Origin of the sequence: Neorhizobium sp. SOG26 (assembly GCF_003491345.1) — a bacterium.
In the GTDB taxonomy this organism is placed as follows: Bacteria; Pseudomonadota; Alphaproteobacteria; order Rhizobiales; family Rhizobiaceae; genus Neorhizobium; species Neorhizobium turbinariae.
Map to the genome: position 1 here is coordinate 1,663,521 of NZ_CP025512.1, position 23,109 is coordinate 1,686,629.

Sequence of the window (23,109 nt, forward strand, 5' to 3'; positions counted from 1 at the left end):
AATATGGTTGCCTGGGAGCCGCCCCCTTGGCATGGTATTTCCAAGCGAAGGAGGAATGGCTGATGAAGGCGCTGCTGCTCGTCGATATCCAGAACGGTTTTTGTCCGGGTGGAAACCTGCCGGTTCCCCACGGCGACGAAGTCGTGCCGGTCGCAAACCGCCTCATCGAGGATGGCGGTTACGATGTCATCGTCGCCTCGCAGGACTGGCATCCGGAAAACCACGGCAGCTTTGCCTCCCAGCATGAAGGAAAAAAGCCTTTCGAGATGGGCGAACTCTGCGGCACCCCGCAGGTCATGTGGCCGGATCACTGCGTTCAGGGTACACCCGATGCCGAGTTTCACCCCGATCTCAATATCGATGCAGTGGACTACATCCAGCAGAAGGGCGAGAACCCTGCCGTCGACAGCTACTCTGCCTTCCGGGACAATGACCAGGCGGCGGTCACCGGCCTCGCCGGTTACCTCAGGGCGCAGCAGGTGACGGAACTCGACATCTGTGGCCTCGCCACCGATTATTGCGTCAAGTTCTCCGCGCTCGACGCAATCGAGATGCTACCGAACGTCAAGGTGCGCTTCATTGAGGACGCCAGCCGCGGCATAGATCCGCAGGCCGTGCGGGCCGCAATCGAGGAAATGCAGTCGCGCGGCATCGCCATCTGCAACAGCAGCGACATCCTTTCCGACTGACTTGCTGATGCAATAGTTCAGCGGAATCGATTGTCCTATCAGCCCAATTGAATTGCACCGGAGAACCCGTGGCCCTAAAGCCGGGGCGAAGGGAACTCCATAATGAATCGTAATGAACTGAGCGAGGGGCTGAAGGGCGGCATGATCATCGCCCTTTCCTCTGCGCCATTCGCGGTGCTGTTTGGCGCCGTCGCCGCCGACAATGGCCTCTCGGTCGCCGAAGCCGGCCTGATGAGCGCCATCGTTTATGCGGGCGCCAGCCAGTTGGTGGGCATCGAACTGTTCGGCCACCATGTTGCACCCTGGCTCGTGGTGCTATCGGTCTTCGCCGTCAACTTCCGCCACATTCTCTACTCGGCGGCGCTTGCCCGCTTCATCACCCATTTCACGCCGTTGCAGAAGTTCTTCGCCTTCTTCCTGCTCACCGACCCGCAGTTTGCCGAAGGCGTCAACCGGGGCGAAAGCGGGCGGGGCGTCAGCTTCGCCTGGTATATCGGCTTTGGTGGCACGATCTATTTCCCATGGCTGTTCTTCAGCATGGTCGGCGCCTTCTTCGGGCGAATGATGGGCGACCCACGTGTTTTCGCAATCGACGCGCTTCTGCCGATCTACTTCCTCGGCCTTGTTGTAGGCTTCCGCCGCAAGCCCGGTTTCTACCCGACCGTCATCGCCAGTGCGGCAGGCTCAGTGCTCGGTTACCATTTCGTCGGCTCGCCTTGGCATGTCAGCATCGGGGCAGCCGTTGGCGTCATTGTTGCCGCAGCCTTGCCGCTACAGCAGGAGGTGGTTGGCGAGGTACCGGCAGCAGCAACCGAGGCGGAGACGTAAGATGGATTTCCAGGTCTCCCTCGAAATGTCGCTCCTCATTCTTGCGGCTGCAGTCGCGACCTTCCTCACGCGCATCGGCGGCTACATCCTGATCACGCGGATGAACACGATCCCGCCGCGTGTCGAGCAGGCGCTGAATGCGGTGCCTGCGGCCGTCCTGACGACGCTTGTGGCGCCCGCCTTCTTCAACGGCGGCTGGGACTTCAAGATCGCCATGTTCGTCGCAATGGTCGTCAGCCTGCGTTACCCGGGCCTCTTGATGCTCGGCGCCGGATGGGCGGCGGCCATGGTCTGCCGCCACCTCTTCGGGCTCTGATCAGGCGAGCGGTTCGGTCGCCTTCACCAACCAGTCCTTGACCGCCGCGTCATCCAGAAGCGGCAGCAATTTTTCACGCACGTCCGCATGATAGGCATTCAGCCAGTCGAGTTCCTCGACCGTCAGCATCGACGTCACGACAAGCCGCCGATCGATCGGGCACCATGTCAGCGTTTCGAACGACAGCATCGGCTGGTCGCCCCCAGCGATATCTTCCGGCGCCTTCACGAAGACCAGGTTCTCGATGCGGATCCCGAAGGAACCGGGACGATAATAGCCCGGCTCGTTGGACAGGATCATGCCGGGCAGAAGTTCCTGCGTTGCAAGCCGCGAAATCCGCTGCGGCCCTTCGTGGACCGAAAGATATGAGCCCACGCCGTGGCCAGTGCCATGTGCATAGTCCGCACCCGCCTTCCAGAGCGCAATCCGCGCCAGAGGATCGAGGTCGCACCCTCGCGTTCCTTTCGGGAAACGGGCGGTGCTGATCGCAATCATGCCTTTCAGCACCAGCGTGAAGAAACGCTTCTGCTCGTCCGGCACCTCGCCGATCGCAACCGTGCGGGTGATATCCGTGGTGCCGTTGACATATTGGGCGCCTGAATCAACGAGGAAAAGCTCTCCCGCATTGAGCTTGCGGTCGGTTTCCGTGCTGACCCGGTAGTGGATCACCGCGCCATGTTCGCCGGCACCGGAAATCGTTTCGAAGGAAATGTCCTTGAGCGGGTTCTGCATGTTCTGGCCGACGCGAGCACGCGCAGCTTCCAGCGCCTTCACCGCATCGATTTCTGTCAGCGTACCCGACGTTTGGCTGTCGAGCCAGTACAGGTACTCCACCATGGCCGCGCCATCCTGCAGATGCGCTTTCGCCGAACCTTCCAGTTCCGCCTGGTTCTTGCAGGCGCGCGGCAGCTTGGCAGGGTCGGTTGCTTCCAGCACTTCGCCACCGGCAGCGGCGATCGCCTCGGTCACGGCGAGAGGTGCAAGATCCGGATCAACGAGCAGCTTTCCGCCATTGGCGGCATGAGCCGAAAGGCGGTCGAGAAATTCTGCAGGCGCACACTGGTCCGCCATCTGCGCAAGGTATGCGGTCTGCTCAATCCCAGTCTTTGCTTTGTCGAGAAAGATCTCGGCCTTGCCGTCGGCCGAGATGATCGCCCGCGAAAGCGGGTGCGGCGTGTGCGGTACGTCCTCGCCACGGATATTGAAGATCCAAGCAACGGAGGACGGATCGGTGATGACGACAGCCGCCGCCCCCTTGTCCTTCACCTGAGCGGCAATCTTCGCGATCTTTTCCGTAGCCAGAATCCCCGCATGCTCATGTTTCTGGATGGCGACGGCGCCGAGAGGTTCCGCCGGGCGATCCGTCCAGAGCGCATCGAGCGGATTTATGGGGAGCAGCACCAGCTGCCCACCGATTTCGGCCAACGCTTTTTCGAGGCGGCGCACTTCCGCACCGGCATGCAGCCACGGGTCGATGCCCAGGCGAAAGCCTTTCTGCGCATTTCGCGGCAGCCAGACATGCGGCGGCTCGTTGACGAGATCACCGCCGGTAAACACCTCCTGGTCAACCTGCTCCGCAAGCTGGGTGACATAACGGCCATCCACAAAGACCACCGCCTCGCGCTGCGTGATCAGCGCCATGCCAGCGGAGCCCGTAAAACCCGTCAACCACGACAAGCGCTCGGCGCATGGCGGCACATATTCGCCCTGGTATTCATCGGCACGCGGCACCAGGAAACCATCGATTCCGAGCTCAACGAACTTCGCGCGCAAGGACTGGACGCGGCCTCGCCCGAACTGTGGGGTGGATTTGACTTCAAAGGATTGGAACATGAACAGGACCCGCGTCTGATTCTTGCGATATGCCATATGTTAGCTGAAGTCGGGCGTGCTCTGCCAGCACCCACGATGCCGTCATCTTGAGCAGCAGCTGCCGCATCAGGTGGCAGCTCAGCCGACACCCATGCAGATGATGCATGGCACCATTGTAACAGCCCCTCTGACTGTGCGCTGCAGCATTAGCTATATACGGATCATCAGACGGGCGCCGAACAAGGCCCGCCTCCAAAGGATCATCATCATGGCAAGCTCCTTCTTCCGCAATGCTTTGAACCGTGTCGTCGAAGCCCGCGAACGTCAGGTTGCCCGTTATGTTAATGGCGCCCTGCTCGGCCTCGACGACGAGACCCTGAAGGGCCTCGGCACCAGCCGCGAAGAACTCCGCCGCAAGGGTGCACAAAGCTACGTATTCTGATCCAAGGCACGGGCGGAGATCTCCTCCCTCATCCGCCTGCGCTTTCAGAATACGAGGTCCGCTCGAGCAGTTCCTCCCACAGCTCGCGGACATGATCGGCCTCACAGCTGATCTGAAGCGGCACCTCCAAGTGCCGCTTTTTCTTTGCTTTCAACTATCAAACTTGTTCGCGCCGGGCTCAGTCCTTGCGCAGGTGGATAGTCACCCAGCCGTTGCGCCAGATCGTGCGGATATGGCTGAGGCGAACGCCGCTATAGGCCGCCAGAACCTTCCAGCGCTGCTCCGCCAAGATCCCCGATAGGATAACCGAGCCGCCGGGCGCCAGATGCGCCACCAGCTGCGGCGCCATCTTGATCAAGGGGCGAGCCAGGATATTGGCGATGATGAGATCGAAGGGGCCGTGGCGATCAAACGCTGGCGAATGGAAGCCGGGCGCCGTTTCCAGGCTGATCCCGCTCGCAATGCCGTTGCTGCGCACATTTTCCTTCGCCACCCGCACGGCGACGGGATCGATATCGGTTGCGAGCACAGGCACCGGCTTCAGCTTGTGCACGGCGATCGCCAACACGCCGCTGCCGGTGCCGAGATCCAAGGCGTTGCGAACGGGACGCGCCCGCACCACCTGTTCGATCATCTCCAGGCAGCCGGCCGTGGTACCGTGGTGACCGGTGCCAAACGCCTGGCCGGCTTCGATCTCGATCGCGAGATCGTTCACCCTCACCTTGTCGCGATCGTGGGAACCGTGCACCAGAAACCGCCCTGCCCTGACAGGCTTCAGACCCTCCAGTGACTTGGCAATCCAATCTACATCGGGGATGACTTCGCGTTCGATGACAGCATCCGGGAAGGCATGACGAAGACCTTCGGCCACGCGCTCGCGCACCATGTCCTCGTCCTCGGCCATCATGTAAACGGAGGCTTCCCAGATGTCCCGCTTCTCGTCCACCTCGGTGGTGGCGATGGCGAAATCTTCCTCACCGAAGACCTCGCTCAAGATATCGAGAATCTCGGCCGCACCCTTTTCGGTGGACGTGACGTAAAGGCGGATTTCGCTCAAGGGTGGGTCTCACTGCAAATATTTGGATGCCGGAGGATTGCCACACAATCGGCCCCGGCTTCAAGGCGTCAGCCGTTGATGAGGTTCTCAAGCTTCTTGATCGCCGTGTCCGGATTCTCGCCATAAGCGATCGTGCCGGCAAACCGGCCGCCGTTATCGAGCAGGAAAACGGATGCCGTGTGGTCCATGGTGTAGTCGCCGTCCGGGTCCTTCTCATCAACAGGCACCTTCTTGGCATAAACCTTGAAGCCCTTCACCATCTCGTTCACCTTCGCAGGCGGGCCCGAAATGCCCTTCACCCGGTCGGTGACGTTGGACACGTACTGGCCAAGCAATTCCGGTGTGTCGCGTTCGGGGTCAACGCTGACAAAGAAGCCGTTGAGCTTGGTGCCGTCCGGATCGACCTTATGCATCCAGCCGTTCAACTCGAACAGCGTCGTCGGGCAGACTTCGGGGCAATGGGTAAAGCCGAAGAACAGCGCCGTTGGCTTCTCCTGGAACGCCTTCTCGGTAATCGGCTGGCCATCCTGCGCAACGAGCTGGAACGGTACGCCGAACGGTCCTTCGGCCAACTGCTGCTTGGACTGCGTGATGGTAAGCGTCAGGAAGACCAGCACCCCAGCCAGCGCCACCACTGCGATCCAAAGAACAATGCGAAAGGTCTTCATCAGTAACTCGTCGGTTTCAGCGCGTGAGGGAGCATCCGTTGATGCGTGGCCTAAACCCCAAGTCTGCGCCGCGCAACTCAACAAACTGTTTGAAGGTCAAAAGCGCTGATTTGTCCCACCCGCCGGTGGCATCAGAAGCACCAGGACATCCCGGTTTCCGCAAGCGACAGCAGGATGGAGGAGCCATGCTGCATCCAGCCATAGAAGGCCGCGCCACCAATCCCGAGAAGGAGGAGGCCGAAACCCATCATGATCGGAAGGTGGCTCGTGCTCATCACCCAATTCTACAACGCTTGCCGCCCTTGAGGAAGAGGACGCAACCGTCAAACAAGATTAGCCGTGCATTAACGTCTAGCTGATAAACCAATCCCAACGACGGAAATGGGAATTCTGACATGACGAACGCCATCAAGCAGTCCGGTGCCTATCTCGAGATTGTCTCGTTCCACCTTGGTGACCAGGAATTCTGCATCGATATCATGGCGATCCGCGAAATTCGCGGCTGGGCTCCGGTGACGCCGATGCCCCACACGCCACCATACGTACTGGGCCTCATCAACCTGCGTGGCGCCGTGATTCCCGTAATCGACATGGCCTGCCGCCTCGGCATGAAGATGACCGAACCTTCGGAACGTTCGGCCATCATCGTCACCGACATCCGCGGAAAGCTGGTGGGCCTCCTGGTCGAGCAGGTCTCCGACATGATGACGATCAAGGGTGAAGACCTGCAGCCGGCGCCGGAAATCATTCCGGAAACGCAGCGCGCTTTCTGCCGCGGCATCGTGGCGCTGGAAAAGACCATGGTCTGCTTCCTCAATCTCGATACCGTCATCGCTGACGAACTGTCGCGCGAAGCAGCCTAAGCCGAGAAACCACTCGACGACGACGCGGCGCCTGCCGTGTCACCTCATGGCTTGCCGTTTTTCCAGGTCACTTCCTGGCCGTAGAGCGGAATGGTGGAAATCGCCATCTTGGCCGAGCCGTCCACGACCTGGCGCGAATGTGCCAGGTAGATCAGCGTGTCATTCGTCTTGTCGTAGATGCGCTTGACGAGCAGATCCTTCCAGATCAGCGAACGGCCCTGCCGGAACACCTCCTCGCCGCCCTTGCCAAGGTTGATCTTGTCGATCTCGATCGGGCCCGTCTGGCGGCACGAAATCGAGTTGTTCGACGGATCCTCGAACCAGTTGCCGTTTTTCAGTCGGTCAATGATCCCACGCTCGAAATAGGTGACGTGGCAGGTGACGCCCTTGATCTGCGGATCGGGCACCGCTTCGATGATGATGTCATTGCCGATCCAGTCGACACCCACCTCGCCCACCACCTGCGCAGACGCCGGCAGCGTCAAAGCACCTGCCGCGACTATGAGGGTGGATAGAAATCTGCTGAGGCGGTTCATGCGGGCTATCTCCGGTAAACGATACGTGATCAGAGATAGGATTAGCCGGCCGCGAAACAAGCAGCCTTGAGCTACTTCAACCGAATGGTGCAGGGAGCATAGCCGCCCGCGAAAAGCTGGCCGATCTTCATGCCGATCATCGAGGGCACATCGCGCACATGCGCGACCCCTAGCGAACGGGTAATCGCGATTGCCGCCTTGGCGCAGACCGCGGCGTCTTCAGCCGCATTGTGATGCGCGAAACGCAAGCCAAGATGCTGAGCAAGGACGTTCAGCTTGTGCGATCCAAGGTGCGGCCAGACCTTTTGCGCCATCTTGACGCTGCAGAGGTAGGAAAGCTCCGGATAATGCTGCCGGTAGAGATCGAGGCAGGCGCGCCAGACGCTGAAGTCAAACGCAGCGTTATGCGCGATCATCGTCGCACCGCGAAAGTCATCGGCGAATTCGTCCATCACCTCAGGAAACTCGCCGGCATCCTCGACATGCTCCGGCCTGATGCCATGGACGGCTATGTTGAAGGACGAGAACCGCATGTCCTTTGGGCGGATCAGCCGCTCCTCGACCCGAACCACCTCGCCGTCCTCGATCCAGGCAAGCCCGACCGAACAGGCGCTGCCACGCTGTTCATTGGCGGTTTCGAAATCGATGGCGATGGTTTTCAATGGTCGGCCCCGTGTAGTCCCGCCCATTGCTTACAGACGCCGGAGCGATTCGGCAAAGATCAGCGGCCGCTCAGCCGCCGATGAAGGCTAGCCACTCATCCTCGTCCATCACCGCAACGCCGAGCTCTCGCGCCTTGTCCAGCTTGGAGCCGGCTCCCGGCCCCGCCACCACATAGTCGGTCTTCTTCGACACTGACCCTGCCACCTTGGCGCCGAGGCTTTCCGCACGAGCCTTCGCTTCATCACGGGTGAACTTTTCGAGCGAACCAGTGAAGACCACTGTCTTGCCGGCGACGGGGCTGGAGCTCGCGGCCAACTGTTCGGCAGCCTGCGGGGTAACTTCGGCGAGCAGCCGGTCGATCACCTCGATATTGCGCGGCTCCTTGAAGAACTCTATGATCGCGCGGGCAACGACTTCACCGATGCCTTCGATGGCGTTGAGGTCGTGCCATGCCTCGCCGGAGAAATCAGCCGCACTCTTCATGGCTGATTCAAAGCTCTCATAGGTGCCGTAGGCCCGCGCCAGAAGCTTAGCCGTCGTCTCCCCCACATGGCGGATGCCGAGCGCATAGATCAGCCGATGGAGCGCGATCGAGCGGCGCTCATCGATCGCGTCAAACAGCTTGCGGACACTCACCCTGCCGAAACCTTCGATATTCTCGAGCTTCGTCAGCGGAGATGCCTCCTGACGCTTTTTCAGCGTGAAGATGTCGGCTGCGGTGCGCACCTGCAGAGCCGGATCGTCGCTCTCAAAGAAAAAGTCGATCTGCTTGGCGCCGAGCCCCTCGATATCGAAGGCGGCGCGCGAGACGAAATGTTTCAGGTGCTCCACCGCCTGCGCCCGGCACACGAAGCCGCCCGTGCAGCGGGTGACGGAATCGAGCTTGCCCGTCTTCTCGTTTCTTTCGCGCACCGCATGGCTGCCGCAGACCGGGCATTTCTTCGGAAACTCATACGGGACGGCATCGGCCGGCCGCTTTTCCATGACGACATCCAGCACCTGCGGGATCACATCCCCTGCCCGCTGCACGATGACGGTATCGCCGACACGGATATCGTGCTCCTCCTCACGGATCCGTTCGCCCGAATTGCCGATGCCCTTGATGTAGTCTTCATTGTGCAACGTCGCATTGGTGACGACCACGCCACCCACCGTGACCGGCGTCAGGCGCGCGACAGGCGTCAGCGCCCCTGTGCGGCCAACCTGGATATCGATCTTCTCCACATGCGTGAATGCCTGTTCGGCCGGGAATTTATGGGCGGTCGCCCAGCGCGGCGAGCGCGAGCGGAAGCCCAGACGCGCCTGCAGATCGAGCTGGTCTACCTTGTAGACCACACCGTCGATCTCGTAGTCGAGATCAGGGCGCTTGAGGCCGATATCCTTATAGTGGGCAATAATATCTTCCACCGCGTTCAACCGCTTCATCAGCGGATTGACCGGAAAACCCCATTCCTTGAACTTCTCGACCATGCCCATCTGGGTGTCGGCCGGCATTTCCGACATCTCGCCCCAGGCATAGGCGAAAAATTTCAGGTTGCGGCTTGCCGTCACCTTCGGGTCAAGCTGGCGCAGCGACCCTGCCGCCGTGTTGCGCGGATTCACATAGGTCTGCTTGCTCTCCGCAGCCATCTTCTCGTTCAAGGCCAGGAAGTCGCTCTTGGTCATGTAGACTTCGCCGCGAACCTCCACGACATCCGGTACGCCGTCCGGCAGGCGGTTCGGGATCTGCTTGATCGTCTTGATGTTCTCGGTGACGTTCTCACCGGTGGTGCCATCGCCGCGGGTTGCGGCATTCACCAGCCGCCCCAGCTCGTAGCGGATCGACATGGAAAGGCCGTCGATCTTTGGCTCGGCAGTAAAGGCGATCGAGCCGTCCGGCAGGCGACCGAGGAAGCGATAAACGGAGTTCACGAAATCGCGCACGTCTTCATCCGAAAACGTGTTGTCGAGCGACAGCATCGGCCGCGAATGGGTAATCGGCGCGAAGGTCGGCAGAGGCGCTGCCCCCACCCTGATCGATGGGCTGTCAGCGCGCACCAGTTGCGGAAAACGCTTCTCGATCGCGTCGTTGCGGCGCTTCAGCGCGTCATATTCGGCATCCGAAATTTCAGGCGCATCATGTCCGTGATAAAGCTCGTCATTGCGCGCAATCTCTGCCGCGAGAAAGGCTAGCTCCGCTGCCGCCTCTTCTTCGCTGAGGTTTTCCACGGGTGTCTTTTCGGCAGACATGATGCGCACTCCTCGAACTTGAGGAGTCGTTTTGTAGAGCAATTTTCAGCGATGGAAAGAGACGCCTCAGCCGTTTCCAGCAAGCAATCGCTTGGCAGCAGCCCGCGCCTCGTCGGTCACCGAAGCGCCGGCGAGCATGCGGGCAATCTCTTCGGTGCGATGCTCCGGCTCCATGGTGGCGACGCGGGTTGCAATCTTGTCGGAGCCTTCGCCGGCGGGTCCCTTTGAGATCAACAGATGCGTCGCGGCACGTGCGGCAACCTGCGGCGCATGCGTGACGGACAGCACCTGCACCTTGTCGGAAAGCCGCTTCAGGCGTTGACCAATCGCATCCGCGACCGCACCACCCACACCGGTGTCGATTTCGTCGAAGACAAGCGTCGGTGCCGAGCCGCGGTCGGCAAGCGCCACCTTCAACGCCAGGAGGAAACGGGAGAGCTCGCCGCCCGAAGCGACCTTCATGATCGGCCCCGGCCGCGTGCCGGGGTTTGTCTGGACGTGGAACTCGACCGTGTCGATCCCTTCGGCCGACGCCGCATCCGGATCGCTCGTCACCTCCACCATGAACCGGGCGCGTTCCAGCTTGAGCGCGGGAAGTTCAGCCATTACCGCGGATGCGAGCCCTTCCGCGGCATGACGGCGCTTCTGCGACAGTGCAACGGCCGCCTCGTCGAATTCGGTCTTCGCTGCCGCAGCCACCCTCTCCAGCTCGGCAAGCTTTTCCTCGCCGGCATCGAGATCGGCGAGATCGGCAACCATCTTTTCGGCAAGCGCCGGCAGGTCGACAACCGCGACAGAATATTTCCGGCCGGCAGCACGCAGCGCGAACAAGCGCTCCTCGACGCGTTCGAGTTCCCGCGGGTCGAACTCGGTCCGCCGCAGCGCCGCCTCGACCTCCATCTGCGCATTCGACAGATGGTTGAGGGCCTGGTCGAGCAATTCGACCGTTTCCTCCAGCAGGCCCGGCGCCTCGTGGCTCTTGCGCTCGAGACGACGCACAAGGGAGGCGATCAGCGGGACTGGCGAACCGTTGCCGTTCAGGAATTCGGACGCCTCGGAAATGTCGCCAGCGATGCGTTCGACCTTCTGCATCCGCGAGCGCTGCTCGGCGAGCTCTTCTTCTTCGCCGTCACGCGGAGAAAGCGCTTCCAGCTCCTCGACAGAGGCGCGGATGTAATCGGCCTCGCGCGCGGCGGCCTCTACCTTGGCACGGTGGGTCTTCAGAGCGCGGTCGGCATCGCGCCATGCGCGGTAGAGGCTCGAGACCTGCTGCACGTCGTCGCCAAGACCGGCGAATGCATCAAGAAGATTGCGATGCGCATCTGTATCGATCAGCGCTCGGTCGTCGTGCTGGCCGTGGATCTCAACCAGCATCTGGCCCGCCTGGCGCATCAATTGCACGCTGACCGGCTGATCGTTGATCGAGGCGCGGGTACGCCCATCGGCAGACTGGATGCGCCGGAAGATCAGGTCCCCGTCATCATCGATGCCGTTGTCGCGAAGAAGCGTACGGAGCGCATGATTGGCGGGAACGTCGAAAACGGCCGTGACCTGGCCCTTGTCTTCGCCATGCCGAACGAGGCCACCGTCACCACGGCCACCAAGAGCAAGCGAAAGGCTGTCGAGAAGGATGGACTTGCCGGCGCCGGTCTCGCCGGTCAGCACGGACAGTCCGGCTTCGAAGGCGAGATCCAGCCGCTCGATCAGAACGATATCCCGGATCGACAACTGGATCAGCATGTTTCCTCAATCACGCGGTGCTTTGCCTCAAGCTCCGATGAGCTTTGCCCCGGCCCTGGAAATCCAGGAGCCGCGATTTTCGCGAGGCTGGACGCCTCCCGTCTGCAGCAGCTTGTAAGAGTCCGCGTACCACTGGCTGTCGGGGTAGTTGCGGCCAAGCACGGCGGCTGCGGTCTGCGCCTCTTCCACGATGCCCATCGCAAAATAGGTTTCGACCAGACGCGCCAGCGCTTCTTCCACCTGGTTGGTGTTGGAATACTGCTCAACCACGACACGGAAGCGCTGGATCGCGGCAAGGTATTCCTTGCGCTCCAGGTAGTAGCGGCCGATCTGCATTTCCTTGCCGGCAAGCTGGTCACGCGCAAAGCGAATCTTCGCCTGCGCGTCTTCAACATATTCGGAATCCGGATAGTTGTTCACGACCTTGGTCATCGCCTCGATCGTGCTTCTGGCGGCGCGCTGATCCTGCGTCACGTCAGCGATCTGCTTGGAGTAAGCCAGGCCGACGAGATATTGAACATAGCCCGAATCCTGCGACTGCGGATACTGGTTCATGTAGCGGTTGCCGGTGGTGATCGCGTCGTCATTGCGGCCGAGGCGATACTTCGTGAAGGTGCTCATCACGAGCGCCTTGCGGCCCCACTCGGTGAACGGGTTCTGCCGCTCGATGGCGTCGAACTTGCGGCTCGCTTCCGAAAGGTTGCCCGCCTTCATGTTGGCGAGGCCTTGATTGTACAGCACTTCCGGCGGTTCGGTCTGCAGGCCGAGCTTGGTGATGTCGATGTCCGGGTCCGATTGGCAGGCGGTCACGCCAAAGCCGGCGCCAGCGAGCACCATCGACACGAACGCGATTCTCGCGGCCTTATGCATTCCAACAGACCTTACATGGTTCATTCGACAGTTCCCGATCGTCCCGCGCGTCAAAACCCGCTGCCTAGGCAGGCGTTCTAGCCATAAAAGCAAAGGGAGAGCAACGCAATGCTGCTGCATTCATACATTTTTGTGGCACGCGGCGAGGTTATCGCCATGGGCGCAAAGAAAAGGCCGCTTCGGGTAGGAAGCGGCCAAGCAATTCGGCGAAGCCGACTGGAGATGGATTGGTTAGGCAAACGATGGCGTCTGTTCCGGCATCTTCACCGGAACAAATTCGCTGGCGCGAACACGTGCCGAACGCGAAGACGGAGCCTCGACAATTTCGTAAGCCGTCGGATCGCTCATCAGCGCCTGCAGCGCCTGAGCGTTCATCTTGTGACCGCCACGATAGGAGCGGTAGCAACCGATGAACTGCGCACCAGCCAGTGCCAGGTCGCCCACGGCGTCCAGCGTCTTGTGACGGACGAACTCGTCCTTGTAGCGCAGGCCTTCGACGTTCACGACCGTATCGTCGTCAGAGATGACAACCGAGTTTTCAAGCGACGAACCCAGCGCGTAGCCGGCGGCCCACAGGCGCTCGACATCGCGCATGAAGCCGAAGGTGCGTGCCCGCGACAGTTCCTGCTTGAAGGCGGCAGCCGTCAGTTCGCCCTTCCAGCTCTGGCGGCCGATCAGCGGCGAGGTAAAGTCGATCTCGACCTCGAAGCGGGTGCCTTCATGCGGACGGAATTCCGACCAGGACGAGCCTGAGTCAATGCGAACCGGCTTCAGCACGCGGATGTAGCGGCGCTTTGCGCTGAGGTTGACGATGCCGACCTGTTCGATCGCATCGATGAACGGAGCCGAGCTGCCGTCCATGATCGGCATTTCGGCGCCTTCGACCTCAACCACCACGTTGTCGATGCCAAGCGCATAAAGGGCAGCCATGACGTGCTCGATCGTCGCTACCCATTTTGCGGGCGAAGTGCCGAGAACCGTGCAAAGGTCGGTCGGACCGACATGCGCCGAAAGGGCCCGATATTCAACGGAGCTGCCGTCTTCGAGCGTGCGGCTGAACACGACGCCAGTTCCGGCCTCGGCAGGCTGAAAGGTGATTCCGACAGTGGCTCCAGAATGCACGCCGGTGCCCTTGAGGCTAACCGGTGCGGCGATGGTGGTCTGGAAACCGAGCAATCCAATAGTCATTCTACTTGCCTTCTGTCGCGGACGCCCGCTCAGCGGAAGCCCGTTATTTCTGCGCCTCGCAGGCGGCCAAGCTTGATTCGACCGTTTGATTCAGGCGTCTTTTCATCCTCTATCTACGCACCCGCCCCGCCCATTCCAAATCACTGTTCGTTTCGGAATGTTACGATCCTAAGTGCATGTGGCTGTTGATGAAATGCACAAGGGCCCGATGCGTTCACACGGGCCCTCGTCACGTTTGATAACGGTCGTTAACTCAGTTCGACTGGCGGCGCAGGAAAGCCGGAATTTCGAGCTGGTCGTCTTCCTGGTGGCTCTGCGGAACCGCGCGGCCATGGTCGTCGAGATTGCCGCGGCGCGGCGCATACATGCTGGCTTCGGCCGAGAGCGGACGACGCTGCGCCACAGGTGCAGCCGGTGCCGCAGGCTCGACATGAGCCGGCTCTTCTTCCTCGCGGCGACCGAGCGAGCTCGTGATCCGCTTCAGAAGACCCATCGGGCCACGCTCTTCCTGGACATGCTGTACCGGCTGCGAACGCTGGTCCATCTCGGCCTTCACGATCGGCGGAAAGTCCTCAACCTTCGGCATGCGGACCGGCTCGACAGTGGCCGAAACGGTCGGAGCGGCCGGCTCGCGGAAAACCGGAGCGGCAGGACGCGGTGCGGCGGGCTGCTGCATGACCGGGGCCGGCTGCGGCTGGACAGGAGCCTGAACCGGAGCAGGACGCGTCATGACCGGAGCCTGCGGTTCTGCCGGAGCGGCAAACAGGCGGCTTGCCGGGCGGAACTCTTCCTGCTGCTGCGCGACAGGCTGCGGGGCCGGTGCGACGCGCTGAGGCTCGTTGATGGCCAGTTCGCGTTCCATTTCGGCTTCTGCGAGACGGATCTGCTCGGCGATCGGATCGACGGCCGGCTGCTGCTGGGCAACGGGCTGTGCGACCGGTGCCGGAGCGGCCTGCATGACAGGCGCAGGCTGCGGAGCCGGCTGAGTCGGTGCAGATGCAGCCGGGATGGCAGCCGACGGGCGGATGATCGGCTTCGACGCAGCGCGCATCTCTGCGGCACGCAGGTCAACCGATTGCACGCCACGGTCGATACCGGTTGCAACGACCGACACGCGGATGAGGCCTTCGAGCGCTTCGTCGAAGGTTGCGCCGAGGATGATGTTGGCATCCGGATCGACTTCTTCGCGAATACGCGTCGCTGCTTCATCGACTTCGAACAGGGTGAGGTCGCGACCGCCGGTGATGGAGATCAAGAGACCCTGGGCGCCCTTCATCGAGGTTTCGTCGAGGAGCGGGTTGGCGATCGCAGCTTCCGCGGCCTGCATTGCGCGGCCCGGGCCGGATGCTTCGCCGGTACCCATCATTGCACGGCCCATTTCACGCATGACAGAGCGAACGTCGGCGAAGTCGAGGTTGATCAGGCCTTCCTTGACCATCAGGTCGGTGATGCAGGCGACGCCGGAGTAGAGAACCTGGTCGGCCATTGCGAAGGCATCGGCGAAGGTCGTCTTGTCGTTGGCGATGCGGAACAGGTTCTGGTTCGGGATGACGATGAGCGTGTCGACCGACTTCTGCAGTTCCTGGATACCCGATTCGGCAAGGCGCATGCGGCGCTGGCCTTCGAAGTGGAACGGCTTGGTGACGACGCCGACGGTCAGGATGCCCTTGGAGCGGGCGGCTTCGGCAACAACCGGCGCTGCGCCCGTGCCCGTACCACCGCCCATGCCGGCGGTGACAAAGCACATGTGCGTGCCATGCAGGTGATCAACGATTTCCCCAATGCATTCTTCAGCGGCGGCGCGACCGACTTCAGGCTGTGAACCTGCACCCAGGCCCTCGGTAACCTGCACGCCCATCTGAATGACCTTGTCGGCCTTCGTCATGGTGAGTGCCTGAGCGTCCGTGTTGGCGACAACGAAGTCGACGCCTTCCAGGCCAGCGGTGATCATGTTGTTAACGGCGTTGCCACCGCCACCACCGACGCCGAATACGGTAATCCGAGGCTTCAGCTCAGTGATGTCTGGCTTCTGCAGCTTGATGGTCATTGCACCAGTTCCTTCTCTCTCAGGCCGCATCGCCGCCGGCCAATTCATGTCATGTCTTGCTGATGGTCGGGATTACCCGGCCGTCAAAAACTTTCCTTCAGCCACTGCCCCATGCGAGCGAGCCGGCCGTTGCCATTGCCGAGAGAGGCCATGAGACCGCTCTGCGACGCATGCGTTTCCAGGTCAGCGACCTGCGGGTAGATCATCAGACCAACGGCCGTCGAAAAGGCTGGCCCCTTGGCCGCCTGCGGCAGGCCGGAGACGCCCATCGGGCGACCGATCCGAACATTGCGCGCCAGGATACGGCGTGCCGTTTCCGAAAGGCCTGTCAACTGGCTTGCGCCGCCGGTCAGAACGACGCGCTTGCCGACGATCGGGCTGAAGCCCGACTTCTGGATGCGGTCGCGAATGAGTTCGAGCGTTTCCTCGATGCGGGCGCTCACGATGCGCGTCACGAGCGAACGTGGCACCTGGGTTGGCTGGTCGCGGTCGTCCTCGCCGATCGGCGGGACAGAGATGACGTCGCGTTCATCGGCGCCATTGGCCAGTGCCGAACCGTGGACCACCTTCATGCGCTCGGCGTCTTCGATGCGGGTCGACAGGCCGCGTGCGAGGTCGGTCGTCACATGGTGACCACCAAGGCTGATCGCATCCGTATGAACGAGCTTGCCTTCCGCAAAGACGGAAATCGTCGTCGTGCCACCGCCCATGTCGATGGCGGCGCAGCCGAGTTCGACTTCGTCGTCAACGAGAGCCGCAAGGCCGCTGGCGTAAGGCGTCGCAACGATGCCTTCGACCGACAGATGCGCTCGGTTGATGCACAGTTCGAGGTTCTTCAGCGTCGCGCGTTCGGCGGTCACGACATGCATGTCGACGCCGAGGTTGTCACCGTACATCGCCAGCGGGTCGCGGATGCCACGTTCGCCGTCGAGCGAAAAGCCGGTCGGCAGCGAGTGAAGGATGGCGCGATCCTGGCGCAGCGAACGCTGGCTGGCAGCAACCAGAACCTTCTTGAGGTCAGCGGCTTCGACTTCCTGGCCACCGAGGTCAATGCTCGCGGTGTAGACATCGCTTGCAAGGCGGCCGGCAGATACGTTGACAATCAGGCTGTCGACGGTGAGGCCTGCCATGCGCTCCGCCGCATCAACGGCGAGGCGTACGACACTTTCTGCTGCGTCGAGATCAGCAACCACGCCGGACTTCACGCCCCGCGAACGCTGATGGCCGATGCCGATGATTTCGATGTTATGGGTGCGGCCCGGCAGGACCTGGCTTTCCGCCCGCGGCGTCAGCCGGGCGATCATGCACACGACCTTTGTCGAGCCGATATCCAGTACAGACACGACATGGCTGCGCTTGGAAGAGAGCGGCTTCATGCGGGGCAGACCGAAATGAGACGATCCGAAAACACTCACGACTGCTCTCCCGCCTTCTTCAGCGCCTTGGCGCGCGCATCCACTGCTTCCTTGCGACGCTCAGCGGCAGCAGCCGTCAGCTGAACCGTCGCACGATCCTCCAGCCGCAAGTCGACCGAAGCGATGTCCCGCTGAAGGATCCCCTCTTCCTGCTCCAGCCGACCGAGAACGGCGAGAGCCCGCTCAACATTGTTTTCCGGCAGCTTCAGCACGACGCCGTTGTCGAGATGCAGGTCCCAGCGACGACCGGCGACCCGGACGTAAGCCTTCACCCGCGACTTCAGCTCCGGCCAGGCAGCCATCGCTTCCTCGAAGGAGGCTGCAGCGCGCTCGGCGTCACGGCCAACGAAAAGCGGCAGGGAGGCGAACTTGTTGTCGCGAAGCGGCGCGATCACGCTGCCGTCCTTCTCGATCAGCGAAAGTTCCGAACCATGCTGCCAGATCCCGAAAGCCTGGCGCTCCTTCAGCATGACTTCGATCGTGCGCGGATAGACCTTGCGCACCTCGGCATACTGGACCCAGGGAAGCTCGGAAAGCTTGCGGCGCGCAGCATCGACATCGAGCGCGACCAGCGAGGTCGTGCCATCGAGGCCGAGAAGCTGGAGGATGTCGATCTCGGACGTCTGCTCGTTGCCGGATACGCGAACGTCTTCAATGGCAAAGCCGAGGGCAGCCGTGGTCGCCTGCGCGACTTCATGGCCATGGCCGCCAATCGACATGCCGTAGAGGCCGACAGCTGCCATGAAACCGAATGCGGAGAACGTGCCGACATGCTCTGGAATGTAGATGCGGCCTGTGGCGAGGCTGACGCAGAAGCGCACGACGCGACGCAGAGGGCGCGGCAGCACGCGGCGCTCATCGGCGCCGAGGTAAAGAGCCTGGGAACGGCCACGCGGAGAAGCCGCCTTCTTGCCGATCAACGCAAACACGTAGCGTCCTCCACCATCCAACGGACGAGCTCACCAAAGGAATGACCTGCGTGTGCGGCCATTTCGGGCACAAGCGACGTTGGCGTCATGCCTGGCTGAGTGTTGATTTCGAGCCAGATCAGCTCGCCATTCTCGGAGAAGCGGTCGTCATAGCGGAAGTCCGAACGACTGACGCCACGGCAGCCCATCGCCTGATGCGCCTTGAGGGCCAGTGTTTGTATCTTTTGGTAAATATTCGGTGAAATCTGCGCCGGAATGACGTGCTTGGAGCCACCGGCTGCATATTTAGCATCGTAGTCGTAGAAGGCGTTGCCGGTCGGCACGACCTCGGTCACACCGAGCGCCACGTCGCCCATGACACCACAAGTCAGCTCGCGGCCATAGATGTAACGCTCAACGAGAACGCGATCACCATAACGCCAATCTGACGAACCGATGACCTGCGGCGGATGAGATTGATTCTCCTGGACGATGACGACGCCGAAGGACGAACCTTCGCGCACCGGCTTCACCACGTAAGGCGGCTTCAGCGGATGCACGTTGCCAATATCGAAGCGGTTCATCGCCTTGGCTTCAGCAACCGGAATACCGGCAGCCTTGGCCACATGCCGAGCCTGATGCTTATCCATGGCAAGCGCCGAGGCGAGCACACCGGAATGCGTGTAAGGGATCTCGAGATATTCCAGAATGCCCTGGATGGTGCCGTCTTCGCCATAGGGACCATGGAGCGCATTGAAAGCCACGTCGGGCTTCAACTCAGAAAGAACAGCCGCGACATTGCGATCAACGTCGACACGTGTGACCCGGTAACCCTCACCTTCGAGAGCGTCCGCGCAAGCATTGCCCGACGACAGACTGACAGGCCGCTCGGAGGAAAATCCCCCCATCAAAACAGCGACGTGCTTGTCGGTCATCGGTCACTCCTACAAAGGACTTCAGGCTAAAGCTCTGCGCTTGCGCCAAACTTGTTTCGGCTGACGATTCTGGCGGCTCATCAACGTGCCCCTATTGGTGCAGCAAAATGGTTAACAAATCGTTTACCTTGATTAATCAGGGACACTAAGGTGCTGACTTCCTTGGTATTATCAGGGAATGGAAAAGTTAACGCGAGATGGCGTGAGAGGCCTCCGAAGCCGCCGCCGCGAGAATCATGAGCTCGCTCGCTGACCCCGTTTCCAGGGTTCAGCAGACACCGGAAAGCGGAATCAAAATAATAAAAAAGCCCGCTAAGGTTCTGACTTGGCGGGCCTTTCAACAAATGATGGTCTGGGCGTTTTACTCGGTGGTAACGCCCTGGAACGGACGAACTTCCCGTCCCGGCATAAACACACCGAGGCGCTTGATCTCCCATTCAAGCTTGACGCCGGAGTGTTCGAAGACACGCTGGCGCACCATCTCGCCGAGATATTCGAGATCGTAGCCCGTCGCGTGGCCGATATTGATCATGAAGTTGCAGTGGAGAGACGACATCTGCGCCCCGCCGTTCATCAGGCCACGACCACCCGCATCGTCGATCAGCTTCCACGCCGAATGACCTTCCGGGTTCTTGAAGGTCGAGCCCCCGGTCTTCTCCTTCACCGGCTGCACCGTCTCGCGGTGCTGGCGCACGGCATCCATCTCCGCGCGGATCTTGCCGCGTTCTTCCGGGTACCCTTCGAACACCGCGTGCGTGAAGATCAGATCCGCCGGGGCCGCAGAATGACGATAGGTGTAGCCCATGTCGGCGTTCGACAACACGTGCTTGTTTCCCTGCCGGTCGAGCGCGTGGACTTCCACCACCCTCTCCCGCGTCTCGGTACCGTTGGCACCCGCGTTCATGCGCAAGGCTCCGCCGATCGAGCCTGGAATGCCGTAGTAGAAGGCAAAGCCGCCGATGCCGTTGTCCATGGCCATCGCGGCGATATGCTTGTCCGGGCAGATGGCACCGGCCTTGATGCGGTTCTCCCCGACAAGCTCGACCTGGCCGAATCCCTTGGCAGACAAACGCAGGACGACACCCGGAATGCCGCCGTCGCGGACGAGCAGGTTCGAACCGACGCCGACCACCGTCAGCGGTACATCGGCCGGCAGTATCTGCAGGAAGGTCGCGAGGTCCTCCACGTCGTGCGGCTGGAACATCAGCTCCGCCAGACCGCCCGCCTGGAACCACGTTACCCGGTCCATGGGGGCATCCGGCGTCAACCGGCCACGCAATTTTTCTACGCCGCTTCCCAGCGACGCCAGCAGCTTTTCCCCATTTACCTGTTTCATTCTCACTGTCCCGAAACGCTTTCCAGTTCCTTGGGCAGCGCTGCCGCCCATTGGGTGATGTTACCTGCTCCCAGAAGAACCACGAAATCACCCGGTTTCGCAATGCTGGATACGATGGACGCAAGTTCCGTTGAAAGTTCCATATAGCGCGCGTCGCGGTGGCCTCCAGAGCGGATGCGCGATACCAGCGCTTCCGAATTGGCGCCTTCGATCGGCTCCTCGCCGGCGGCATAGACTGGTGCCAGGATGATGCTGTCGGCATCGTTGAAGCAGGTGGCGAAGTCCTCGAACAGGCTCGACAGGCGCGTGTAGCGATGCGGCTGGTGCACCGCGATGATCCGGCCCTTGCAGGCTTCACGCGCGGCCTTCAGTACAGCCTTGATTTCAACCGGATGGTGTCCGTAGTCATCAAAGATCGAGACACCGTTCCAGGTGCCCGTCAGCGTGAACCGACGCTTCACCCCACTGAAGTTCGCAAGCCCCTTGCGAATATTGTCTTCCGAGATCCCGAGCCGGTTCGCGACGGCTATCGCCGCCGTGGCGTTCGAGATATTGTGGCGGCCCGGCATCGGCAGGGCGAGGTCCTTGAAATTGAAGACCTTGCCGGTACGACGGCGCCGAATCTCCACGTCGAAGATGGCGCGGGTGCCTTCCATGCGAACGTTGGAGAATCGCGCATCAGCCTGCGGGTTCTCGCCATAGGTGACGATCTTGCGATCCTCGATGCGCGCCACCAGAGCCTGCACTTCCGGATGGTCGATGCACAACACGCCAAAGCCATAGAATGGCACGTTCTCGACGAACTGCCGGAAAGCATTCCGCACGGCGTCGAAGCTACCGTAGTGGTCCAGATGTTCCGGATCGATATTGGTGACGATCGCGACATCGGCCGGAAGTTTCAGGAAGGTGCCGTCCGATTCGTCGGCCTCGACCACCATCCACTCGCCCTCGCCCATGCGGGCATTGGTGCCATAGGCATTGATGATCCCGCCATTGATGACAGTCGGGTCGAGCCCACCCGCTTCGAGCAGCGTCGCGACCATCGAGGTCGTCGTCGTCTTGCCGTGCGTGCCACCGATGGCGATCGCATTGCGGAAGCGCATCAGTTCGGCCAGCATTTCCGCGCGACGCACGATCGGCAGCGACTTTTCACGCGCGGCGACAAGCTCCGGATTGTCCTTCTTGATCGCGGTGGAAACAACGATCACTTCGGCATCGCCCAGGTTGTTCGCCTGATGGCCAACGAAGACCGGTATGCCCTTGTCACGCAGGCGCTGGACGTTGGCGCCATCCGACTGGTCCGATCCCTGCACCTTGTGGCCGAGGTTATGCAGCACTTCGGCGATGCCGCTCATGCCGATCCCGCCGATGCCGATGAAATGGACGAGCCCGATGGCCTTCGGCATCTTCATGCGTGTACTCCCGCGTTTTGCGTCGCTTTGCCCAGCGACGCCTTAAATTCCGTAACTGACTTACGCTCTGCGATAACCGCGACCATGTCCGCAAGCAAGTCCGTCGCACTCGGATGCCCGGCAGACTTGGCCGCCGCCGCCATTCTTTCCAACTTGTCCGGATCCTTCATGGCACCGGAGATGATGGAGGCAAGTTTCTCCGGTGAAAGATCAGATTGCTTCACCACCTTGGCGCCACCGGTTGCGACCAGCGCTTCGGCATTGGCCGCTTGGTCGTGATCGAGGGCGTGCGGATAGGGCACGAGAACGGACGGCCGCCCGATCACCGCGATCTCGGAAACGGTTGAAGCCCCAGAGCGGCAGATGACGAGATGCGCCATCGCAAGCCGCTCCGCCATGTCGGAAAAGAACGACGAGATATCAGCCGGCGACTTGAGCTTGGCGAAGCAGGAGGTCACCCGGTCCTTGTCCTCCGGGCGCGCCTGCTGCGTCACCACGAGGCGGTCGCGCTCGGCGTCACTGAGCAGACTCAGCGCCGTCGGGATGGCTGAAGAGAAGAACTGTGCGCCTTGGCTGCCGCCGAAGACAACCAGCCGGAATGGATCGGTACCGCGGGAGGCGACATAAGGCGTCTTGGCCGCTTCCAGCACCGCCGGACGCACCGGGTTGCCCGTTGTCACGGTCTTCCCGGCATAAGCACCCTTGTCCTCGGGCAGGAACCCGCCGGCGATCGCCTGAACCTTCGACGCCAACATCTTGTTGGCGCGCCCCATGACCGCATTCTGCTCGTGGATCATCGAGGGAACGCCAAGCGAGGTCGCAGCCAGCAGCGGCGGCACGGTCGGGTAGCCACCGAAGCCGACGACGGCGAGCGGCTTCAGCCGATTGATCAGGCGGCGGGCGGCGCGAAGTCCCGTCCACAGCTTCCAGCCAGTGCGCAACATTGCGACCGGATTCTTCGACGCAAAAGTGGCCGAGGGAACGACATGGATCTCGTCTGCGGGAAACTTGCCCGCAAAACGCTCTGCGCGGCTGTCGGTCACAAGGTGAACCGCGTAGCTACGCGCCTTCAACTCGTGCGCCAGGGCCTCCGCAGGAAACAAATGGCCGCCGGTTCCCCCGGCGGCTAGCAGGATGATACCCTTGCTCATCTAA

The 23,109-nt window shown here is 61.4% G+C and carries 22 protein-coding genes; 5 read left to right on the plus strand and 17 right to left on the minus strand.

Going from position 1 to position 23,109, the window contains the following annotated elements:
• The first annotated feature begins 62 nt into the window (after window positions 1-62).
• From pncA to CYG48_RS08325, 3 genes are all read left to right on the plus strand, one after another.
• Complete coding sequence (pncA, locus tag CYG48_RS08315) at window positions 63-689, plus strand: bifunctional nicotinamidase/pyrazinamidase (RefSeq protein WP_118849952.1); 627 nt, start codon at window positions 63-65, stop codon at window positions 687-689.
• Window positions 690-791: 102 nt separating this feature from the next.
• A complete protein-coding gene (locus tag CYG48_RS08320; protein WP_118849953.1) occupies window positions 792-1,517 on the plus strand; it encodes an AzlC family ABC transporter permease in 726 nt (241 codons plus the stop codon).
• A gap of 1 nt (window position 1,518) precedes the next feature.
• Window positions 1,519-1,833: an AzlD family protein gene (locus tag CYG48_RS08325; protein WP_118849954.1), complete on the plus strand. Its 315-nt coding sequence runs from the start codon at window positions 1,519-1,521 to the stop codon at window positions 1,831-1,833.
• Here CYG48_RS08325 and CYG48_RS08330 read toward each other — a convergent pair whose 3' ends face one another.
• Window positions 1,834-3,666: an aminopeptidase P family protein gene (locus CYG48_RS08330; protein ID WP_118851557.1), complete on the minus strand. Its 1,833-nt coding sequence runs from the start codon at window positions 3,664-3,666 to the stop codon at window positions 1,834-1,836.
• Between the two features lie 247 nt (window positions 3,667-3,913).
• Between CYG48_RS08330 and CYG48_RS22470 the strand changes: the two genes are divergently transcribed.
• Window positions 3,914-4,087 carry a hypothetical protein gene (locus CYG48_RS22470; RefSeq protein WP_199925257.1) on the plus strand — a complete coding sequence of 58 codons (174 nt, stop codon included), beginning with the start codon at window positions 3,914-3,916 and terminating at the stop codon, window positions 4,085-4,087.
• Between the two features lie 178 nt (window positions 4,088-4,265).
• Here the strand turns inward: CYG48_RS22470 and CYG48_RS08340 are convergent, their stop codons facing one another.
• From CYG48_RS08340 to CYG48_RS22475, 3 genes are all read right to left on the minus strand, one after another.
• The gene (locus tag CYG48_RS08340) at window positions 4,266-5,144 is read right to left on the minus strand and encodes a 50S ribosomal protein L11 methyltransferase (RefSeq protein ID WP_118849956.1); all 879 of its coding nucleotides are present in this window, start codon (window positions 5,142-5,144) and stop codon (window positions 4,266-4,268) included.
• Between the two features lie 68 nt (window positions 5,145-5,212).
• On the minus strand, window positions 5,213-5,812 hold the full coding sequence (locus tag CYG48_RS08345) for an SCO family protein (RefSeq protein ID WP_118849957.1): 600 nt from the start codon (window positions 5,810-5,812) through the stop codon (window positions 5,213-5,215).
• 131 nt (window positions 5,813-5,943) lie between these two features.
• Entirely contained in the window at window positions 5,944-6,087 is a 144-nt protein-coding gene (locus tag CYG48_RS22475; RefSeq protein ID WP_199925258.1) for a hypothetical protein, read from the minus strand.
• Between the two features lie 120 nt (window positions 6,088-6,207).
• On the opposite strand from CYG48_RS22475, the gene CYG48_RS08350 reads away from it, so the two are divergent.
• Window positions 6,208-6,675, plus strand: a complete 468-nt coding sequence (locus CYG48_RS08350; protein WP_118849958.1) for a chemotaxis protein CheW — start codon at window positions 6,208-6,210, stop codon at window positions 6,673-6,675.
• 44 nt (window positions 6,676-6,719) lie between these two features.
• Here CYG48_RS08350 and CYG48_RS08355 read toward each other — a convergent pair whose 3' ends face one another.
• The 13 genes from CYG48_RS08355 to murG form a co-directional block, all read right to left on the minus strand.
• A complete protein-coding gene (locus CYG48_RS08355; protein WP_118849959.1) occupies window positions 6,720-7,211 on the minus strand; it encodes a CreA family protein in 492 nt (163 codons plus the stop codon).
• Window positions 7,212-7,282: 71 nt separating this feature from the next.
• On the minus strand, window positions 7,283-7,873 hold the full coding sequence (locus tag CYG48_RS08360) for a 3'-5' exonuclease (protein ID WP_118849960.1): 591 nt from the start codon (window positions 7,871-7,873) through the stop codon (window positions 7,283-7,285).
• 70 nt (window positions 7,874-7,943) lie between these two features.
• Window positions 7,944-10,103: an NAD-dependent DNA ligase LigA gene (gene ligA, locus CYG48_RS08365; protein WP_118849961.1), complete on the minus strand. Its 2,160-nt coding sequence runs from the start codon at window positions 10,101-10,103 to the stop codon at window positions 7,944-7,946.
• A gap of 66 nt (window positions 10,104-10,169) precedes the next feature.
• On the minus strand, window positions 10,170-11,843 hold the full coding sequence (gene recN / locus CYG48_RS08370; RefSeq protein ID WP_118849962.1) for a DNA repair protein RecN: 1,674 nt from the start codon (window positions 11,841-11,843) through the stop codon (window positions 10,170-10,172).
• Between the two features lie 27 nt (window positions 11,844-11,870).
• Window positions 11,871-12,713, minus strand: a complete 843-nt coding sequence (locus CYG48_RS08375) for an outer membrane protein assembly factor BamD (RefSeq protein ID WP_445304329.1) — start codon at window positions 12,711-12,713, stop codon at window positions 11,871-11,873.
• Between the two features lie 231 nt (window positions 12,714-12,944).
• Window positions 12,945-13,901 (minus strand): UDP-3-O-acyl-N-acetylglucosamine deacetylase, encoded by a 957-nt coding sequence (gene lpxC / locus CYG48_RS08380; protein ID WP_118849964.1) that lies wholly within the window; start codon window positions 13,899-13,901, stop codon window positions 12,945-12,947.
• A 253-nt stretch (window positions 13,902-14,154) separates the two neighbouring features.
• A complete protein-coding gene (gene ftsZ, locus CYG48_RS08385) occupies window positions 14,155-15,948 on the minus strand; it encodes a cell division protein FtsZ (RefSeq protein WP_118849965.1) in 1,794 nt (597 codons plus the stop codon).
• Window positions 15,949-16,031: 83 nt separating this feature from the next.
• Window positions 16,032-17,363: a cell division protein FtsA gene (ftsA, locus tag CYG48_RS08390; RefSeq protein ID WP_118849966.1), complete on the minus strand. Its 1,332-nt coding sequence runs from the start codon at window positions 17,361-17,363 to the stop codon at window positions 16,032-16,034.
• The gene (locus CYG48_RS08395; RefSeq protein ID WP_118849967.1) at window positions 17,360-18,292 is read right to left on the minus strand and encodes a cell division protein FtsQ/DivIB; all 933 of its coding nucleotides are present in this window, start codon (window positions 18,290-18,292) and stop codon (window positions 17,360-17,362) included. The genes ftsA and CYG48_RS08395 overlap by 4 nt, the downstream gene beginning before the upstream one ends.
• The gene (locus CYG48_RS08400; protein WP_118849968.1) at window positions 18,280-19,206 is read right to left on the minus strand and encodes a D-alanine--D-alanine ligase; all 927 of its coding nucleotides are present in this window, start codon (window positions 19,204-19,206) and stop codon (window positions 18,280-18,282) included. Before CYG48_RS08400 ends, CYG48_RS08395 begins: the two co-directional genes overlap by 13 nt.
• Before the next feature lie 361 nt (window positions 19,207-19,567).
• Window positions 19,568-20,542: a UDP-N-acetylmuramate dehydrogenase gene (gene murB / locus CYG48_RS08405; RefSeq protein WP_118849969.1), complete on the minus strand. Its 975-nt coding sequence runs from the start codon at window positions 20,540-20,542 to the stop codon at window positions 19,568-19,570.
• Between the two features lie 2 nt (window positions 20,543-20,544).
• The gene (gene murC, locus CYG48_RS08410) at window positions 20,545-21,954 is read right to left on the minus strand and encodes a UDP-N-acetylmuramate--L-alanine ligase (protein WP_118849970.1); all 1,410 of its coding nucleotides are present in this window, start codon (window positions 21,952-21,954) and stop codon (window positions 20,545-20,547) included.
• Window positions 21,951-23,105, minus strand: a complete 1,155-nt coding sequence (murG, locus tag CYG48_RS08415; RefSeq protein WP_118849971.1) for an undecaprenyldiphospho-muramoylpentapeptide beta-N-acetylglucosaminyltransferase — start codon at window positions 23,103-23,105, stop codon at window positions 21,951-21,953. The genes murC and murG overlap by 4 nt, the downstream gene beginning before the upstream one ends.
• Window positions 23,106-23,109 lie beyond the last annotated feature (4 nt).

Bases quoted from the DNA above. Each gene is read 5' to 3' on its own strand.
- pncA (WP_118849952.1), top strand. From the start codon at position 63: ATGAAGGCGCTGCTGCTCGTCGATATCCAGAACGGTTTTTGTCCGGGT.
- CYG48_RS08320 (WP_118849953.1), top strand. From the start codon at position 792: ATGAATCGTAATGAACTGAGCGAGGGGCTGAAGGGCGGCATGATCATC.
- CYG48_RS08325 (WP_118849954.1), top strand. From the start codon at position 1,519: ATGGATTTCCAGGTCTCCCTCGAAATGTCGCTCCTCATTCTTGCGGCT.
- CYG48_RS08330 (WP_118851557.1), bottom strand. From the start codon at position 3,666: ATGTTCCAATCCTTTGAAGTCAAATCCACCCCACAGTTCGGGCGAGGC.
- CYG48_RS22470 (WP_199925257.1), top strand. From the start codon at position 3,914: ATGGCAAGCTCCTTCTTCCGCAATGCTTTGAACCGTGTCGTCGAAGCC.
- CYG48_RS08345 (WP_118849957.1), bottom strand. From the start codon at position 5,812: ATGAAGACCTTTCGCATTGTTCTTTGGATCGCAGTGGTGGCGCTGGCT.
- CYG48_RS22475 (WP_199925258.1), bottom strand. From the start codon at position 6,087: ATGAGCACGAGCCACCTTCCGATCATGATGGGTTTCGGCCTCCTCCTT.
- CYG48_RS08350 (WP_118849958.1), top strand. From the start codon at position 6,208: ATGACGAACGCCATCAAGCAGTCCGGTGCCTATCTCGAGATTGTCTCG.
- CYG48_RS08355 (WP_118849959.1), bottom strand. From the start codon at position 7,211: ATGAACCGCCTCAGCAGATTTCTATCCACCCTCATAGTCGCGGCAGGT.
- ligA (WP_118849961.1), bottom strand. From the start codon at position 10,103: ATGTCTGCCGAAAAGACACCCGTGGAAAACCTCAGCGAAGAAGAGGCG.
- recN (WP_118849962.1), bottom strand. From the start codon at position 11,843: ATGCTGATCCAGTTGTCGATCCGGGATATCGTTCTGATCGAGCGGCTG.
- CYG48_RS08375 (WP_445304329.1), bottom strand. From the start codon at position 12,713: ATGCATAAGGCCGCGAGAATCGCGTTCGTGTCGATGGTGCTCGCTGGC.
- lpxC (WP_118849964.1), bottom strand. From the start codon at position 13,901: ATGACTATTGGATTGCTCGGTTTCCAGACCACCATCGCCGCACCGGTT.
- ftsZ (WP_118849965.1), bottom strand. From the start codon at position 15,948: ATGACCATCAAGCTGCAGAAGCCAGACATCACTGAGCTGAAGCCTCGG.
- CYG48_RS08400 (WP_118849968.1), bottom strand. From the start codon at position 19,206: ATGACCGACAAGCACGTCGCTGTTTTGATGGGGGGATTTTCCTCCGAG.
- murB (WP_118849969.1), bottom strand. From the start codon at position 20,542: ATGAAACAGGTAAATGGGGAAAAGCTGCTGGCGTCGCTGGGAAGCGGC.
- murC (WP_118849970.1), bottom strand. From the start codon at position 21,954: ATGAAGATGCCGAAGGCCATCGGGCTCGTCCATTTCATCGGCATCGGC.
- murG (WP_118849971.1), bottom strand. From the start codon at position 23,105: ATGAGCAAGGGTATCATCCTGCTAGCCGCCGGGGGAACCGGCGGCCAT.